The sequence below is a fragment of the Actinomadura sp. NEAU-AAG7 genome, from assembly GCF_018603865.1.
Classification (GTDB): domain Bacteria; phylum Actinomycetota; class Actinomycetes; order Streptosporangiales; family Streptosporangiaceae; genus Spirillospora; species Spirillospora litoris.
This window is the reverse complement of sequence record NZ_JAHFZY010000008.1, coordinates 274,664-290,875: the sequence shown is the minus strand read 5'-3', so window position 1 is coordinate 290,875 and position 16,212 is coordinate 274,664. Positions and strand designations below refer to the sequence as shown.

Genomic DNA, 16,212 nt, shown 5'->3' with positions numbered 1-16,212 from the left:
TTTCACTCCGTGAGACGTTCCCGGCGGCCCCACGGGACGACCAGCGCCGCGGTCAGGCACGCGGCGACCACGAGAATGCCGAAACCGATGGTCAGCGCGGTGGTGTAGCCGTGCACGGTGGCGGCCTTCGCGGTGTGCCCGCCCGAGGCCAGGTAGGACGCGGTCGCGGTGGCGGCGATCGTGTTCAGCAGGGCGGTGCCGAGCGCGGCCCCGAGCTGCTGGGAGGCGTGGTAGGCGGCCGACGCGGCCCCGATGTCGTGCCATCTCATGCCCGCCGTGGCGAGGCTCGCGGTCGGCGGCATGACGCAGCCGAGACCGAGGCCGGTGAGCACCAGCGCCGGGAGGAGGTAGACCGGCAGGACGTGGCCGCTGTGCTCGGTCAGGCGGGTCAGGACGAGCATCCCGGCGGCCGCGGCGATCAGGCCCGGCACGATCAGCAGGCCGGGGGCGACGCGTCCGAGCAGCCGTCCGGCGATGAGCGTCGAGCCGACCAGCGCGGCGGCGGCGTTGATGATCAGCACGAGCCCCGCCTGGACCGGTGAGTACCCGAGGACGCCCTGGGTGTAGTAGCTCATGAACAGGTAGAACCCGAACATCGCCAGGAACATCAGCGTGATCGACACGAACGCCCCGGCGCGGGCGCGGTGCAGCAGCACCCGCATCGGCAGCAGCGGGTGGGACGCGCGGACCTCGACCGCCGTGAACACCACCAGCAGCACGACGCCGCAGTTCAGCAGCGTGATGACCTTGACCGATCCCCAGCCGTGCGGCTCGGCCTCGTTGAAGGCGTAGACGACGCAGGCGAAGCCGGCGGCGCTGAGCAGGGCGCCGGGCACGTCCAGCCGCCCCTCGCGGAGGGGCCGGTCGCGGGGCACGAACACGGTGCCGAGGACGGCCAGCAGCGCCATCGGGACGTTGATGAACAGGCACCAGCGCCAGTCGGCGTACTCGGTCAGCAGCCCGCCCGCGATCAGCCCGACCGCCGACCCGGCCGCGCCGACGGCGGCGAACACCCCGAACGCCCGGCCGCGCTCGCCCGGCTCGGTGAACGTCGTCGTCAGCAGCGACAGCCCGGCGGGCGCGAGCGCGGCGGCGAACACCCCCTGCGCGGCGCGGGCGCCGAACAGCAGGCCCGGCTCGGTGGCGGCCCCGCCGAGCGCGGACGCGGCGGCGAAGCCCACGAGCCCGGCGACGAACGTCCGCCGGTGGCCGAGCGCGCCGCTGACCCGGCCGCCGATCAGCAGCAGCCCGCCGAAGGCCAGCGCGTAGGCGGTGACGGCCCACTGCCGGCTCGCGTCGGACATGCCGAGCGACTCCTGCGCCGAGGGCAGCGCGATGTTCACGATCGTCCCGTCCAGGACGACGAGGAGCTGGGCCGCGCTCACCGCCGCCAGCGTCCACCACCGCCGTCCGGCCACCGGCTCCCCGGTGCCGGGCTCCACCGTCTCGGTCTCCACGGCCATCTCCTCGTCTAACGTCGTTTGAGACTCCCTAACGTTGTTAGGGACGGCGAACACGGTACTACACTCGCCGTGCCGGTCCGGGCGCTGAATGTGGAGAGAAGAGGCGCGATGAGCGAGCCGAAGGACGGGGTACGGAGCGTCTGGCTGCGCCCGCGCCGCACGCGGAAGGGCGAGCCGCCGCTGACGCTCGCCCGCATCGTCGAGGCGGCCGTCGCGCTGCTGGACGAGGAGGGCATCGACCGGCTCACCATGCGCCGCCTCGCCGAGCGGCTGGCGGTCGTCGCGCCCTCGCTGTACTGGCACGTCGACACCAAGGACGACGTGATCGACCTGGCCGTGGACGCGATCTTCGGCGAGGTGCCGCCCGGGACCGCGCCCGGCGGGGGATGGCGGGAGGACGTCGCGTCCGTCCTGGCCGCCTGGCGGGCCGCGCTGCTGCGGCACCCGTGGGCCGCCGCCGTCCCGGCCCGGCAGCGGCCGACGATCGGCCCCAACTTCCTCGCCTGGATGGAGATCCTCCAGTCGACGCTGGCCCGCGCCGGTTTCTCCGGGAAGGGGCTCGCGGCGGCGACCTGGGCGCTCTACAACCACGTGATGGGCTCCGCGTCCACCGAGGCCGCCCTGCGGATCACCGACGCGGAGCGCGACCTCGGCCAGCGGCAGCTCCGCGCGGACGGCCGGTACCCGACGCTCGCCGCCAACGGCTACCTGTACGACGACGACTGGGACGGCAGCTTCAGCACCGGCCTCGACTATCTCCTGGACGGCCTCCAGGCCCAGTTGGCCGCGACTCAGGGCAGCGGCCCCCGGTAGACCGCCCCCGCCGGGTGGGAGCGCCGGGGGCGCGCGTGCCCAGGCGCCCGCGACGTCCGGCTCCCGGCACGCGCTGAGCGCGGAGGACGCGGCCCCCGAGGCGCGTCCTCCGCACATACGGCTCTTCTCCGTCCCGGCCGGGGGGCCGGGTCAGGAGATGCGGCGGCGGACCCAGTAGAAGCAGAACCCGGAGAGCCCCAGGGCGAGGAGGGCGAACAGGCCGGTCTCCGCCCACTGGAGGGGCCAGAACCGGTCTCCGGGCTGGTAGGTCACGTGCTGCCGGTAGCCGAGCCGGGCGATCTCGGCGTAGCACTTCTCGGCCGGGCCGCGGCCGGAACCGTCGACGGCCTCCTTCCCGTCGGGCACGGTCGTCGGCGGCGGGGGCGCGCAGGCGCCCGCGGCGAGGCTGACGGGCAGGCTCTTCACCTTCCGCCCGGACGCGTCGACCGTGTAGTCGGACAGCACCCAGGCGCCCGGCTCGTCCACCCTCGCCCGCACGGTCAGGGTCGTCTCGGCCAGGGAGATGCCCTGCATGTTCTCGGGGGTGACCGTGACCGTCCTCTCCACGGGCGTGATGAGGTTCGGCCTGACGTACTGCGGGACGGCGAGCTGGAGCCCGGCGAAGACGGCGAGCGTGACCGCCATCGCGGGCAGCGTCCGGCGGATCAGGACCCCGGCGGTGACGCCGAGCGCGAACGCGAACGCCGCGTAGCCGATCGGCGCGATGCCGCGCGCGTCGAACATCACCGGCGACAGCCGCGGGAACCGGTCGGCGCCGGCCTTGTCCAGCGGGTCCGACCACCAGGTCGCGATGGCGACCGCTAGCCCGGCGGCGGCCATCGAGGCCAGCCCGATGACGCCGAGCTTGACGGCCAGCCAGCGGCTCCGGGACACGCTCTGGTTCCAGGCGAGCCGGTGCGTGCCCGCCTCGATCTCCCGGGTGATGAGCGGCGCCCCCCAGAAGGCCCCGATCAGGCCGGGGAGGCCGACCACCACCGTGACCAGCCCGGTGAACCAGCTCTGGTGGTCGTCGAAGAACTGGAGCTTGAAGCGCTCGCAGCCGCCGGTCGCGGTGCAGGACGCGATGCCGTCGGCGTAGTCGTCGACCAGGTCGATGCGGGTGAGCGCCAGGAGGGCGGTGACGGCGACGAGGGTGGCGAGCGCCACCGTGGCCTGGAGCCGGAACTGCCGCAGCGTGAGCCAGATCATCGGAGCGCCTCCAGGGCCGGACGGTCCTCGGTCTTCGGGGTCATGTACGCGAGCACGAGGTCCTCCAGGCCGACCTCGCCGACCGTCCAGGCGGGGTCGTGGATCGGTCCGTCGGTCCGCACGACGAACGTGCTCTGCCGGTCGGTGTGGCTGGCCGAGACGACGTGCTGGCCGGAGGGGAGCCGCGCGGCGTCGCGGCGCGGGCCGGTGAGCCGGTGGTGGGCGGTGAGCAGGTCGTCGACGTCGCCCGCCACCCGGACGCGGGAGTCCACGACCACGACGAGGTGGTCGCAGACGCGCTCCAGGTCCGACATGAGGTGCGAGGAGAGCACGACGCTGATCGAGTGCTCCGCGACCGCCTCCATCAGCGAGGCGAGGAACTCGCGCCGCGCGAGCGGGTCGAGCGCGGCGACCGGCTCGTCCAGGATCAGCAGTTCGGGGCGCTTGGCGATGCCGAGCGTGAGCGCGAGCTGCGCCCGCTGGCCGCCCGACAGCCGCCCGGCCCGCCGCGCCGGGTCCAGGCCGAGGCGCTCGATCCGGTCGCGGGCGAGCGCCGCGTCCCAGCCCGGGTTGAGGCGGGCGCCGAGCCGCAGGTGGTCGGCGACGGTCAGGCTCGCGTAGGTCGGGGTGTCCTGCGCGACGAAGCCGACCTTGGCGAGCTGCGCGGGCCCGCTCGCGGGACGTCCGCCGAGCACCTCGATCGTGCCCGCCGACGGCGCGAGCTGCCCGACCACCATGTTCAGCAGCGTCGTCTTGCCCGCGCCGTTCGGGCCGACGAGCCCGACGACGCGTCCGGCGGGGATGGCGAGGTCGCAGTCGCGCAGCGCCCAGCGCCGCCCGTACTTCCTGCCGAGGCCCTCGGTCCTCACGACGGCGGTCATGCTATGTCCTCCTGAGCGGCGGCCCGAAAGGTCGTCATGAACAGCGCCTCGATGCTCTCGTCGTCCAGCCCGGCGAGCCGCGCCTTGGCCAGCCAGCGCCGCAGGTCCTGCCGCAGCGGCCCGTGCGCGGCGAGCGAGCCGCCCGCGAGCGAGCGGGTCACGAACGTCCCGACCCCCGGCCGCGCCGCGACGAGCCCCTCGTGCTCCAGCTCGCGGTACGCCTTCAGCACGGTGTTGGGGTTGATCGCGAGCTGCGCCACGACGTCCTTGACCGTCGGGAGCTGGTCGCCCTCGCGCAGCAGGTCGAGCCGGAGCGCGTGCCGGACCTGCCGGACGAGCTGCATGTACGGGGAGACCCCCGAGCCGGCGTCCAGATGGAACTCGATCACCAGCACCTCCATTTAATTAGGATGCTAGTACTTTAGATGTCTAGAGTGATCGCCTGTCAAGCGAACCGGTCACTTTGTGCCGGTGGCGGACTTCGGCGATGCTGGGGTGGTGTCAACGGAGACTCTGAACGGCGTGGCCGAGCTGCGCGCGTTCCTGCGCGGGCTGCCCGGCGTCGACGAGGTCGGCGCGAGCGAGCGGGCCGCGCGGCTCGCGACGCGGTCGATCAAGACCTCGGCCAAGGCGGAGGCGATCGGCCTGGCCATCTCGATGGTCGACCTGACCACCCTGGAGGGCGCCGACACGGCGGGGAAGGTCAGGGCGCTGTGCGCCAAGGCCGCGCACCCCGACCCGGCGGACGCGTCGGTGCCGCGCGTCGCGGCCGTGTGCGTCTACCCCGACATGGTGGACGTCGCGGTCCGCGCCCTGGACGGCACGGGCATCGGCGTCGCGAGCGTGGCGACGGCGTTCCCGTCCGGGCGGGCGCCGCTCGCGGCCAAGCTCGCCGACACGCGCGCGGCGGTCGAGGCGGGCGCCGCCGAGATCGACATGGTCATCGACCGGGGCGCGTTCCTGTCCGGCGACCTCGGCAAGGTCTTCGACGAGATCGCGGCGGTCAAGGACGCGTGCGGCGCCGCGCACCTGAAGGTGATCCTGGAGACCGGGGAGCTGGCGACGCTCGACAACGTCCGCCGCGCCTCCTGGCTGGCGATGCGCGCGGGCGCCGACTTCATCAAGACCTCGACCGGCAAGGTCGCCCCGGCGGCGACGCTGCCGGTCACGCTGGTCATGCTGGAGGCGGTCCGCGACCACCGCGCCGCGACCGGCCGCCAGGTCGGCGTGAAACCGGCGGGCGGCATCCGGACGACCAAGGACGCCGTCAAGTACCTGGTGCTCGTGAACGAGACCGCCGGGTCCGACTGGCTGTCGCCGGAGTGGTTCCGGCTGGGCGCCTCCAGCGTGCTGAACGACCTGCTCATGCAGCGCCGCAAGCTGGCCACCGGCGCCTACCCCGGCCCCGACTACTTCACGCTGGACTGATCATGGTTTTCGAGTACGCGCCCGCGCCCGAGTCGGCCGCGATCGTCGACGTCCGCCCGTCCTACGGGCTGTTCGTCGGCGGGGAGTTCACCGACGGGCACGGCGAGCCGTTCAAGTCCGTCAACCCGGCCGACGAGACCGTGCTGGCCGAGATCGCCCGCGCCGACGAGGGCGATGTCGACCGCGCCGTCGCCGCCGCCCGCACCGCGTTCGAGCGGGTCTGGGGGCCGATGCCCGGCGCCGAGCGCGCCAAGTACCTGTACCGGATCGCGCGGATCGTGCAGGAGCGGTCGCGGGAGCTGGCCGTGCTGGAGTCGATCGACAACGGCAAGCCGATCCGGGAGTCGCGCGACGTGGACGTGCCGCTCGTCGCGGCGCACTTCTTCTACTACGCCGGATGGGCCGACAAGCTCGGCCACGCCGGGTTCGGCCCCGATCCGCGCCCGCTCGGCGTCGCGGGGCAGATCATCCCGTGGAACTTCCCGCTGCTGATGCTGGCCTGGAAGATCGCGCCCGCGCTGGCCTGCGGCAACACGGTCGTGCTCAAGCCCGCCGAGACGACCCCGCTGACCGCGCTGCTGTTCGCCGACATCTGCCGGCAGGCCGACCTGCCGCCCGGCGTCGTCAACATCGTCACCGGCGCCGGGGACACCGGCCGCGCGCTGGCCGAGCACCCGGGCGTCGACAAGGTCGCCTTCACCGGCTCCACCGACGTCGGACGGCAGATCGCCCGCTCGGCGGCGGGCACCGCCAAGCGGCTGACGCTGGAGCTGGGCGGCAAGGCCGCCAACATCGTGTTCGAGGACGCCGCGCTCGACCAGGCCGTCGAGGGCGTCGTGAACGGGATCTTCTTCAACCAGGGCCACGTGTGCTGCGCCGGGTCGCGGCTGCTCGTCCAGGAGTCGGTCGCCGAGGAGCTGCTGGAGCGGCTCAAGGCGCGCATGGCCACGCTGCGCGTCGGCGACCCGCTCGACAAGAACACCGACGTCGGCGCGATCAACTCCGCCGCCCAGCTCGCCCGGATCAGGGAGCTGGCCGACGCGGGGGAGGCCGAGGGCGCGGAGCGCTGGTCGCCGCCCTGCGAGCTGCCCCCGCAGGGGTTCTGGTTCGCGCCGACGGTGTTCACCGGCGTCGCGCAGTCGCACCGGATCGCGCGCGAGGAGATCTTCGGGCCCGTCCTGTCGGTGCTGACGTTCCGCACGCCCGAGGAGGCCGTCACCAAGGCCAACAACACCCCCTACGGGCTGTCGGCCGGGATCTGGACGGAGAAGGGCTCCCGCATCCTGTGGACGGCGCAGCGCCTGCGCGCCGGGGTCGTGTGGGCCAACACCTTCAACAAGTTCGACCCGGCCTCCCCGTTCGGCGGCTACAAGGAATCGGGGTTCGGCCGCGAGGGCGGACGCCACGGACTGGAGGGCTACCTCGATGCCTGACCGGCTCAGCGTCCGCAAGACCTACAAGCTCTACATCGGCGGCGCGTTCCCGCGTTCGGAGTCGGGCCGCTCGTACCCGGTGGCCGACCCCAAGGGGAACTTCGTGGCGAACGCGTCCCAGGCGTCCCGCAAGGACGTGCGGGACGCGGTCGTCGCCGCGCGCAAGGCGTTCGGCGGCTGGTCGGCGCGGACGGCCTACAACCGCGCCCAGATCCTCTACCGCGTCGCCGAGATGCTGGAGGGGCGCCGGGCCCAGTTCGTCGACGAGCTGCGCCAGGCGGGGGCGAGCAAGTCCCAGGCCGCCGCCGAGACGGACGCGGCCGTCGACCGGTGGGTCTGGTACGCGGGATGGGCCGACAAGCTCGCCGCCGTCACCGGGTCCGCCAACCCCGTCTCCGGGCCCTTCTTCAACTTCTCGACGCCGGAGCCGACGGGCGTCGTCGCGGTCCTCGCCCCCGACTCGCCGCTGCTCGGGCTCGTCTCGACGGTCGCGCCCGCGATCGTGTCCGGCAACACCGCCGTCGTGGTCGCCTCCGAGCCCGCGCCGCTCGCGGCGGTCACGCTCGCCGAGGTGCTGGCGACCTCCGACCTGCCGGGCGGCGTCGTCAACATCCTGACCGGGCGCCGCGCCGAGCTGGCGCCCTGGCTCGCGTCCCATCTGGACGTCAACGCGATCGACCTCACCGGTGTCGCCGACGACCAGGAGAAGGCGCTGCGGGAGGCGGCGGCGGAGAACCTGAAGCGCGTGCTGCGCACCGCCCCGGGCGGCTGGGACGCCGTCCCCGGAACCGAGCGCATGACCGCGTTTCTGGAGGTCAAGACGGTGTGGCATCCGATGGGGATCTGACCGGCGGTGGGACGCTGACATTGCGGCGAGTGTGTAGAGCGTCACGAAGTGTGGAATAGATCTCCCCGTAACTGATCATCACTGGGGGGAGATCAGTGCCTACCAAGACCGCATCGCGCACGACGTCGAGCCGAGGTACGGCTAGTCGTGCGAAGAGCGCATCAGCGAACAAGTCCACGGCCGCCAAGAAGCCGGCCACCAAGCGGACGGCGGCCGCGAGGTCGTCGACATCGAGGACCACCGCGCGGACGACCGCGAGCCGTTCCACGGCGCGCAAGCCGGCCGCCAGGCGGACCAGCGCCACGTCGAGTGGCACCACGAGCCGTACCACCGGCCGCACCACGAGCCGCACGTCCTCGACGGCGGCGACGCGGGTCACCAAGGCCGCGAGCCAGGCCAAGGCCGCCGCGACGCAGATGAAGTCGGTGGCGACCAAGGCGTCCACGTCGGCCAAGGCCATGACCGCCATGACCAAGGCCATGACGACCGCGACCAAGGCGATGACCGACGCCGCCAAGGCGATGGACTCGGCGGCCAAGGTCATCACGACCACGGCCAAGTCGACCACGCGGTCGGCCGGCACGAGGTCCGGCACGAGGTCCGGCACGACGGCGCGCAGGAGCGGCACGGCGGCGAAGTCGTCCACGTCCCGCAAGAGCACCTCGTCCCGGACCTCGGCCGCGAGCCGGTCCCGGTCCACGACGTCCAGCCGGGTGGGCGCGTCGAAGTCGACGACCGCGCGCAAGCCGGCCTCGTCACGGGCGAAGGCGTCCACGGCGCGCAAGACGACGACGGCGGCGGCCAAGCCGAAGTCGTCCACCGCGAAGTCGTCCACCGCCAAGGCGTCCTCGCGGGCGAGCACCAGCCGGTCGGGGACCACCAGGTCGCGGACGGCGGCGGCCCGCTCCGGCACGTCCCGCGCGAGCACGGCGACCGCGCGGACGAGCGCCGCCAAGCCGAGGTCCACGGCGCGCCGGACACCGGCCCGCCGCACGTCCTCATCCGCCACCGCGTCCGCGACGGCGCCCGCGGCCGAGCCGAGGCCGAGCCCGGGGTCGCTCCAGCACTCGACGAGCAGCGACGGCGGGTTCCTGACCGGCCTGACCAGCGCCGCCGACCGGAGCCGCTGAGCCGAGCCCCCGCCCCGGCCCCGAGCAGGGGATCGCGGGACGGGGCTCTGCCGGAGCCCGGCCACGCCCGGAGGGGGGCCGATGGAGGAGAAGGAGATCCTGGAGCGCATCACCGAGTACGTCGGCGAGGAGCAGCGGCTCCGCGACCGCTACCAGCGCGACGAGCTCGGGCGCGAGGAGGAGCACGCGCGGCTGGAGCGGCTGGAGGTCGCCCTCGACCAGTGCTGGGACCTGCTGCGCCGCCGCCGCGCGCGGCTGGAGGCGGGGCTGGACCCGGGCACCGAGGACGCCGGGCCCCGCCCGCCCGACGAGGTCGAAGGCTACCTGCAGTGACGGGCCGCCTCCGGTGACGGGCGCGGGGAGGCGGCTGCGCTTCGGCCTGTCGCTCACGCCCGACGCGTCCCGCCCGCTGCTGCGGATCGCGCAGGACGCCGACCGGTACGGGCTCGACCTCCTCGGGGTCGGCGACCAGCCGTACCGGCGCGGCACCGCCGACGCGCCCGCGCTGATGGCGACCGTGCTGGCCGCCACGTCACGGATCCGGGTGCTCCCGGCGGTGGCGTGCCTGCCGCTGCGCCCGCCCGCCGCGCTCGCCAAGGCCGTCGCCACGATGGACCGCACCAGCGGCGGCCGGGTCCTGCTCGGCCTCGGCGCCGGAGGGCACTGGGACGGCATCGAGTCCTACGGGGGCGCGCGGCTGTCCGCCGCCGCGGCCCGTCAGGCGCTGGAGGAGGCCGTCCAGGTCATCCGGCTGCACTGGAGCGACCAGCAGGGCCTGCGGTTCCAGGGCGAGCACTACCGCTTCGCCGCCGGGCAGTCCGGGCCCGCGCCCGGGAACCAGATCCCGATCTGGCTCGGCGTCACCGGGCCGCACGGCCTCGCCCTCGCCGGACGCGTCGCCGACGGCTGGATCGCGCCGTCCTCGCTCGTGCCGCCCAAGCGGCTGGCCGACGGGCGGCGCCGCCTCGACGAGGCCGCCGCCGCCGCGGGCCGCGACCCCGCCGAGATCCGGCGCGTCTACGTCCTGGAGGGGGCGATCGACGGGCGCGGCGCACGCGGGTTCCTGCACGGCCCGCCCCGCCAGTGGGTGTACGAGCTGACCGAGCTCGCCGTCGGGCACGGCGTGGACGCGTTCCTGTACGCCGGGGACCCCGACCAGCTCGGCCCGTTCGCGCTGGAGATCGTCCCGGCCGTCCGGGAGAAGGTCGCGCAGGAGCGGACGGCGACGGCCGCCCCCGCGCACCCCTGACCCGCTGACCCCGCTGACCCGCTGACCCGCTACATGCGCTCCGGGGTCGGGACGCCGAGCAGGTCGAGGCCGGTGGCCAGCGTGCGCAGCGTCGCCGCGCACAGCGCCAGCCGCGACGCCCGGGTCGGCTCGTCCGGCGCCTTCAGCACCGGGCAGTTCTCGAAGAACCCGGTGTAGGCCTGGGCCAGCTCGAACAGGTAGCCCGCGAGCCGGTGCGGCTCGCAGGTCTCGCCCGCCTGCGCGACGACCGCCCCGAAGTCCAGCAGCTTCAGCGCCAGCGCCCGCTCGGCCTCGTGCCCGATCACGATGGGGCCCGTGGCCGACTCGGGGTCGACGCCGCCCTTCCGGAAGATCGACCGGATCCGGACCGTCGCGTACTGGAGGTAGGGCCCGGTCTTGCCGTGGAAGGAGATCATCCGGTCGAAGTCGAAGACGTACTCGCTGTCGAGCGCCACCGACAGGTCGGCGTACTTGACCGCGCCGACCCCGACCGCCTCGACGATCGCGGCGCGGGTCGCCGCGTCGAAGGACTCGTCGTGCGGGATCTCGTCGAAGGCGGCGCCCGCCCGCTCGACGGCCTCGTCGACCAGCTCCGACAGCTTGACCGTGCCGCCCGCCCGGGTCCGCAGGATCTTGCCGTCGGTGCCGAGGACGTTGCCGATCTGGGCGTGCACGGCCGCGACGTCGTCGCCGAGCCAGCCCGCCATCCGCGCGACCGCGAAGACCATCTGGAAGTGCAGCGACTGCGGCGCGCCGACGACGTAGACCATCCGGTCGACGTGCTCGGTGTCGACCCGGTACCGGATGGTCGCGAGGTCGGTGGTGGAGTAGTTGTAGCCGCCGTCGCTCTTGCGGATGATCACCGGGAGCGGCTCGCCCTCGCGGCCGGTGAACCCGGGCGGGAACGCGCACAGCGCCCCGTCGCTGACCACCGCGATGCCCTTGGACTCCAGTTCCGCCACGGTCGTCGCGAGCAGGTCGTTGTAGAAGCTCTCGCCCCTGATGTCGTCGTCGGTGAGCGTGACGCCGAGCCGCCTGTAGACGTGGTTGAAGTAGCGCTTGGAGACCTCCACGAGGATGCCCCACAGCCGCAGCGTCTCGGGGTCGCCCGCCTGGAGCGCGACGACCCGGGCCCGCGCCCGGTCGGCGAACGCGGCGTCCGCCTCGAACTTGCCCCGCGCCGCCTGGTAGAACGCGGTCAGGTCGCTGACGGAGGAGTCGTCCCGCGCGGCGGCGTCCTCGCCGAGGTCGAGCAGGTGCTCGATCAGCATGCCGAACGGCGTGCCCCAGTCGCCGACGTGGTTGTCGCGGATCACGTCGTGGCCGAGGAAGGCGAGGATCCGGGCGATCGCGTCGCCGACGATCGTGGTCCGCAGGTGCCCGACGTGCATCTCCTTGGCCACGTTGGGCGAGGAGTACTCCACGACGACCTTCTGCGGCTTGTCCGCGGCGGGGACGCCGAGCCGCTCGTCGCCGAGGGCCTGCTGCGTCCGCGCGGCGATCCACCCGTCGCTGAGCGTCAGGTTGATGAACCCGGGGCCGCTGACCTGGACCTCGGAGATCACGTCCGCGGTGTCGAGGTTGGTGACGATCTCCTCGGCCACCTCTCGCGGCTTGCGGCCCAGCTTCTTGGCCAGCGGCAGCGCCACGTTGGCCTGAAGGTCGGCGAACTGCGACGGCCGGATGACCGGGTCGGCGTCCGCGTACGACGGTCCGAAGGCGGCGCTGAGCGCGGCCTGGACCCGGGCGGCGATGACGAGTTGCGGAACGGACATGCCCCAAGGCTATCGGCGCCGCGCCCCCGACCAGGAACGCATTCGCTCATTCACCCGGGCGTCGCTGCTCGGACGGGGCCTCCCCGTCGGCGGCCCCGGGGGAGGGCTCCTCGGCGGCGCCCCCGTCCAGCGGCGGATCGGCGAGGGCGGGGGTCTCGCCGGTGTCGCGCTCGCCGTGCGTCCAGCGCCCGAAGCGGGACGTGCGGGTCGCGGCGACCTGCTCGCGGATCCGCTCGACGATGTGCCCGGCCGCGAGCCGGTGCGCCAGCTCGCACGCCGAGGTGATCGCGCGGGCGTGCGACCCGCCGTGCGCGATCACCACGGTCCCGTTCAGGCCGAGCAGGACGCCGCCGCCGTAGCTGTCGGGGTCGAGCCGGTCGCGCAGCTCCTGGAGCCTGCGCCGCTGGAGCAGCGCACCCATCCGCGCGGCGGGCGAGGCGCCCATCGCGGCGCGGATCTCGGTGAACGCCGTCCGGATCGTGCCCTCCATCGTCTTCAGCGCGACGTTGCCGGTGAAGCCGTCGGTCACGATCACCTCGACCTCGCCGGCCAGCAGGTCGTGGCCCTCCACGTTCCCGGCGAACTCGACGCCGTGGTGGCCGCCCGCGAGCAGCTCGTGCGCCCGCTTGGCGACCTTGTCGCCCTTGCCGGGCTCGACGCCGATGGTCAGCAGCCCGACCCGGGGGCGCTCCACCTCCAGCAGGATCCGCGCGTAGGCGGTGCCGAGCGCCGCGAACTGCACGAGGCCCTCGGGCTTGACGTCCACGGTGGCGCCCGCGTCCAGCAGGATCGTCGGGCGCGGGCGGGTCGGCAGCGTCACCGCGATCGCGGGCCGCAGCACGCCCTGCTGGCCCTTCAGCCGCAGCCGCGAGGTCGCCACGACCCCGGCGGTGCTGCCCGCCGACACCAGCGCCGACGCGCGCCCCTGCCTGACCAGGTGGCAGGCGATCGCGACGGACGAGCGGGGCTTGCGCCAGCTCGCGAGCGCGCCCTCGTCCATGTCGAGCGCCTCGTCGGCGTGCACGATCGGGATCCGCCCGACGAAGCCGTGCCGCTCCAGCTCGCGGCGGATCCCCGGCGCCTGCCCCACCAGCACCAGCCGGACGCCGTGCGCGCGGACGGCCTCGACCGCCCCCGCGACGATCTCGCCGGGGGCGTGGTCGCCGCCCATCGTGTCGACCGCGACGGGCAGCGGCCGGACCGCCGCCCGGCGGGCCGCCTCCGGGCGCGACGGCCCGCCCTTGCCGGTCATGGCCGCTCCAGGAGGGTGAAAGGACGTGATGGGCCGCAAGAACGCAGCTCATCGAATGGTAGGACGTCCTGGCACCCGGCCCGCCATCATCCGCGGCGTCCGCGGGCCGACCGCGGTCCTCAGCCGGACTCGTGCGCGCAGTCGGCGCCCAGGCACGGCGCGTTCTGCACCAGCGGCCTGCCGCCCACGAGGATCGTGTAGTACGCCTTGCCGTTGCCGCTGTCGCCGCTGCCCAGCACCCGCACGTCCCGGGCGTCGGTGGTGGTGCCGGTGCAGGCCGCGCGCAGCCTGCTCTTCGTCCAGCCGGGCAGGTCCCCGCACTTCAGCGGGGACCGCAGCGTGACGCCGTGCGACCGGAGCTCGGCGGCGGCCGTGGTGGGCAGCGCCTCGCGCAGCGCCGCCTGCGTCTTGTACTTCAGCTCGTCCCCGCCGGCGAGCACCAGGTAGGCGATGCCCGCGCCCACCAGGGCGAGGACGAGCAGCGCGGCCGGGCCCAGCGTCAGGACTCTCTTGCGACTGATCTCCACACGCAGTAAGTCACCCTGCGTACGGACTCATATGCGCGGAGTGTCGATCTTTTCCCGGATCATGCGCTCTCATGGGGATCGGCCGCAGCCGTCGCCGAGGCAGTGCTGGTTCAGCACCTGCCGCCCGGCGACGGTGACGACGTAGTTCTCGCGCGGACGGGCGGTGTCGGCGCCGGCCGCGACGCCCCTCACCGCCACCGGCTCGCCCGTGCTCGTCTCGGCCGTGCACTCGACGTGCACCACCGAGGAGCCCGAGTCGCGCGTCTCGCAGTGCGGCCGCGCCCTCAGCTCGATGCCCCGGTCCCGCAGCTCGGTGGCGACCCCGTCGGTGACGGCGTTGTTGTACGAGCCGTCGGAGATGCGCTGCATGACCTTGCAGCCGGGCAGGGCCAGCACCAGCACCGCGACCAGCGGCAGCACCGCGACCGGCGGCGGCCGCCGCGCCCCACCGCTCACCCGGCCGCCTCCGCCGGGTGGCCCAGCACCGCCGCGACGGCGTCCGCGACCGCGTCGGGACGGTCGAGCTGCACCATGTGCCGCGCGTCCGGCAGCTCGACCTGGCTGCCGTGCGGGCTCATCTCGGCGAGCCGCCGGTGCCCCTCCGCCCACTCGCGGGCCTTGCCGCCCTCGACGTCGCCGAGCGCGGTCAGCACGACCATCGGGACGGGCGGGAACGGCCGCCGCTTCCGCACGTCCTCCAGGTCGGCGGCCATCTCCCGGTAGGCTGCCTCCTCCGCCACGACCGTGCCGAGGACCGTCCCGCGCCCGTAGACCGAGCGGACGACGTCGCCGGAGACCGGCTCGTCCCGGACGCTGGTGCGCTTCAGCACCAGCCGCCGCCCGAGCGGCCCGACGACCCGGGCGAGCCGCGTCACGCCGAGCAGCGCGCCCGCCGCGGTCGCGACCGGTGTCACCAGCGGTGAGATCCGCACCGGGACGCGGGGCTCGTGCTCGCAGCTCGGGTCGACCAGCACCAGCCCCTGGACGAGTTCCGGGCGCAGCCGGGCCAGCGCCTCGGCGTGGAAGGCGGCCATCGAGTGGGCGACCAGCGTCACCGGCCGCCGCTCCCGCTCGGCGAGCGCGGCGAGCACGCCGGTGTCGCGGCGCAGCGAGGGCGGCGCCTGCGCGGCCGGGCTCAGCCCGAGCCCCGGCCGGTCGAAGACGACCACCCGGTGCCGGTCGCGCAGCAGGTCGGTCGAGGGCCGCCAGTCGAACCAGGCCCCGCCGAGCCCGGAGCCGACCAGCAGCGGCGGGCCGCCGGGCGGGCCCTCCTCCACCACGTGGACCTGCTCCCGTCCGGCATTGACGATCTCGGTCACAGCACCGTCTTCTCTCGTTCGGACGCGGCGGAGGACGCGGCGCTCGCCGCGTCCCGCCGGTCGGTGTACAGGGCCCAGGCGATGGCCAGCAGGCCCAGGCACAGGATGCCGATCTGGATGCGCTGGATGATCCCGAGCCACTGCCCGAGGTACATCGCCAGCAGCGTGCCCAGCGCGAACACGGCCTCGGCGAGGGCGAGCGGCCACCCCCAGCGGGCGAGGGCGGGCCACCACCCGTACCGGCGGGCGGCCATCGACAGCGTGAACAGCGCGATCACACCGCAGATGATCACCGCGCTGCTCGTCACCGAATGGAACTCGTGCGAGAACGACACGTTCTCCGAGCGCTCCTTGAGCGCGCACCACGTCTGGAGGCTGGGCGCGCAGTCGAGCGGGAACGCCGCGTCGCCGATCGCGCACACGCCGAACAGCCCGAGGAACACCCAGCCGGTCGTGGCGAGCCTCGGGCCGCGCAGCTTGCGCAGCGACCCGATCGACACCATGATCGTCAGTATTCCGGTGACGAGGTCGCCGCCGCCGTAGACCAGGTGGAAGGGCTGGTCGGACGCCGAGAGTTCGCTCACATAGCCGTTCACGACGTCGAGCTTCGGGCTGAGCAGGTGCTCCAGCAGGAACGTCCCGTAGGACACGGCGGCGATCACGGCGAGGACGATCACCCACATCGGGACGGTTCCCGGCCCGCGGCCCGCGGCCTTGTCAGCGTCGTCCATCCAGCCCCCTCACGCCGCCTGGCTCCGCCCGCCCCCTACCAGTAAATCCGAAACCACGCAGGGCCGGTGACCCGAGGCGAGCTTTCCGGAGTATCCCCTGGACGTGGCCCCGCAACAGCCGTACCAGAACCGCGAGGTGAACCGAGCACGGTCGG

General features: G+C 73.9%; 17 protein-coding genes. 6 read left to right on the top strand and 11 right to left on the bottom strand.

The genetic code is table 11. The annotated features are described in order from the left end of the window. Nucleotides 1-2: 2 nt before the first annotated feature. Nucleotides 3-1,457, bottom strand: a complete 1,455-nt coding sequence (locus KLI87_RS33590) for an MFS transporter (protein WP_214620248.1) — start codon at nt 1,455-1,457, stop codon at nt 3-5. Nucleotides 1,458-1,571: 114 nt separating this feature from the next. Here KLI87_RS33590 and KLI87_RS33585 point away from each other — a divergent pair, with 114 nt between their 5' ends. Then, nucleotides 1,572-2,276 carry a TetR/AcrR family transcriptional regulator C-terminal domain-containing protein gene (locus tag KLI87_RS33585; protein WP_156219923.1) on the top strand — a complete coding sequence of 235 codons (705 nt, stop codon included), beginning with the start codon at nt 1,572-1,574 and terminating at the stop codon, nt 2,274-2,276. A 150-nt stretch (nt 2,277-2,426) separates the two neighbouring features. Here KLI87_RS33585 and KLI87_RS33580 read toward each other — a convergent pair whose 3' ends face one another. Genes KLI87_RS33580 through KLI87_RS33570 form a run of 3 tightly spaced genes read right to left on the bottom strand, consistent with a single transcriptional unit; the run spans nt 2,427 to nt 4,767 of the window. Further along, nucleotides 2,427-3,485 carry an ABC transporter permease subunit gene (locus KLI87_RS33580; protein WP_214620247.1) on the bottom strand — a complete coding sequence of 353 codons (1,059 nt, stop codon included), beginning with the start codon at nt 3,483-3,485 and terminating at the stop codon, nt 2,427-2,429. Further along, nucleotides 3,482-4,366: an ABC transporter ATP-binding protein gene (locus KLI87_RS33575; protein ID WP_156219925.1), complete on the bottom strand. Its 885-nt coding sequence runs from the start codon at nt 4,364-4,366 to the stop codon at nt 3,482-3,484. Before KLI87_RS33575 ends, KLI87_RS33580 begins: the two co-directional genes overlap by 4 nt. Next, nucleotides 4,363-4,767 carry a GntR family transcriptional regulator gene (locus KLI87_RS33570; RefSeq protein ID WP_156219926.1) on the bottom strand — a complete coding sequence of 135 codons (405 nt, stop codon included), beginning with the start codon at nt 4,765-4,767 and terminating at the stop codon, nt 4,363-4,365. The genes KLI87_RS33575 and KLI87_RS33570 overlap by 4 nt, the downstream gene beginning before the upstream one ends. A 97-nt stretch (nt 4,768-4,864) precedes the next feature. Between KLI87_RS33570 and deoC the strand changes: the two genes are divergently transcribed. The 3 genes from deoC to KLI87_RS33555 are packed head-to-tail and all read left to right on the top strand — an operon-like array spanning nt 4,865 to nt 8,074. Next, nucleotides 4,865-5,794: a deoxyribose-phosphate aldolase gene (gene deoC / locus KLI87_RS33565; protein ID WP_214620246.1), complete on the top strand. Its 930-nt coding sequence runs from the start codon at nt 4,865-4,867 to the stop codon at nt 5,792-5,794. Between the two features lie 2 nt (nt 5,795-5,796). Next, nucleotides 5,797-7,227, top strand: coding sequence for an aldehyde dehydrogenase family protein (locus tag KLI87_RS33560; RefSeq protein ID WP_214620245.1), 1,431 nt, complete (start codon nt 5,797-5,799; stop codon nt 7,225-7,227). Next, nucleotides 7,220-8,074: an aldehyde dehydrogenase gene (locus KLI87_RS33555; RefSeq protein WP_156219928.1), complete on the top strand. Its 855-nt coding sequence runs from the start codon at nt 7,220-7,222 to the stop codon at nt 8,072-8,074. The genes KLI87_RS33560 and KLI87_RS33555 overlap by 8 nt, the downstream gene beginning before the upstream one ends. Here KLI87_RS33555 and KLI87_RS33550 read toward each other — a convergent pair. Then, nucleotides 8,043-9,083, bottom strand: a complete 1,041-nt coding sequence (locus KLI87_RS33550) for a hypothetical protein (protein ID WP_156219929.1) — start codon at nt 9,081-9,083, stop codon at nt 8,043-8,045. The genes KLI87_RS33555 and KLI87_RS33550 overlap by 32 nt on opposite strands. Nucleotides 9,084-9,285: 202 nt before the next feature. Here KLI87_RS33550 and KLI87_RS33545 point away from each other — a divergent pair, with 202 nt between their 5' ends. Together KLI87_RS33545 and KLI87_RS33540 are read left to right on the top strand one after the other, a co-directional pair. Continuing rightward, a complete protein-coding gene (locus KLI87_RS33545) occupies nt 9,286-9,537 on the top strand; it encodes a DUF2630 family protein (RefSeq protein WP_156219930.1) in 252 nt (83 codons plus the stop codon). Between the two features lie 13 nt (nt 9,538-9,550). Beyond that, on the top strand, nt 9,551-10,453 hold the full coding sequence (locus KLI87_RS33540; protein ID WP_214620244.1) for an LLM class flavin-dependent oxidoreductase: 903 nt from the start codon (nt 9,551-9,553) through the stop codon (nt 10,451-10,453). A 29-nt stretch (nt 10,454-10,482) separates the two neighbouring features. On the opposite strand, the gene argS is transcribed toward KLI87_RS33540, so the two are convergent. The 6 genes from argS to KLI87_RS33510 form a co-directional block, all read right to left on the bottom strand. Continuing rightward, nucleotides 10,483-12,228 (bottom strand): arginine--tRNA ligase, encoded by a 1,746-nt coding sequence (argS, locus tag KLI87_RS33535; protein WP_214620243.1) that lies wholly within the window; start codon nt 12,226-12,228, stop codon nt 10,483-10,485. 46 nt (nt 12,229-12,274) lie between these two features. Next, on the bottom strand, nt 12,275-13,480 hold the full coding sequence (gene plsX / locus KLI87_RS33530; protein WP_214620242.1) for a phosphate acyltransferase PlsX: 1,206 nt from the start codon (nt 13,478-13,480) through the stop codon (nt 12,275-12,277). Between the two features lie 119 nt (nt 13,481-13,599). Further along, entirely contained in the window at nt 13,600-14,007 is a 408-nt protein-coding gene (locus KLI87_RS33525; protein ID WP_308166398.1) for a hypothetical protein, read from the bottom strand. Between the two features lie 69 nt (nt 14,008-14,076). Then, complete coding sequence (locus KLI87_RS33520) at nt 14,077-14,463, bottom strand: hypothetical protein (protein WP_308166397.1); 387 nt, start codon at nt 14,461-14,463, stop codon at nt 14,077-14,079. Next, complete coding sequence (locus KLI87_RS33515; RefSeq protein WP_308166396.1) at nt 14,460-15,326, bottom strand: alpha/beta hydrolase; 867 nt, start codon at nt 15,324-15,326, stop codon at nt 14,460-14,462. The genes KLI87_RS33520 and KLI87_RS33515 overlap by 4 nt, the downstream gene beginning before the upstream one ends. Continuing rightward, entirely contained in the window at nt 15,323-16,057 is a 735-nt protein-coding gene (locus KLI87_RS33510) for a DUF998 domain-containing protein (RefSeq protein WP_214620241.1), read from the bottom strand. The genes KLI87_RS33515 and KLI87_RS33510 overlap by 4 nt, the downstream gene beginning before the upstream one ends. Nucleotides 16,058-16,212 lie beyond the last annotated feature (155 nt).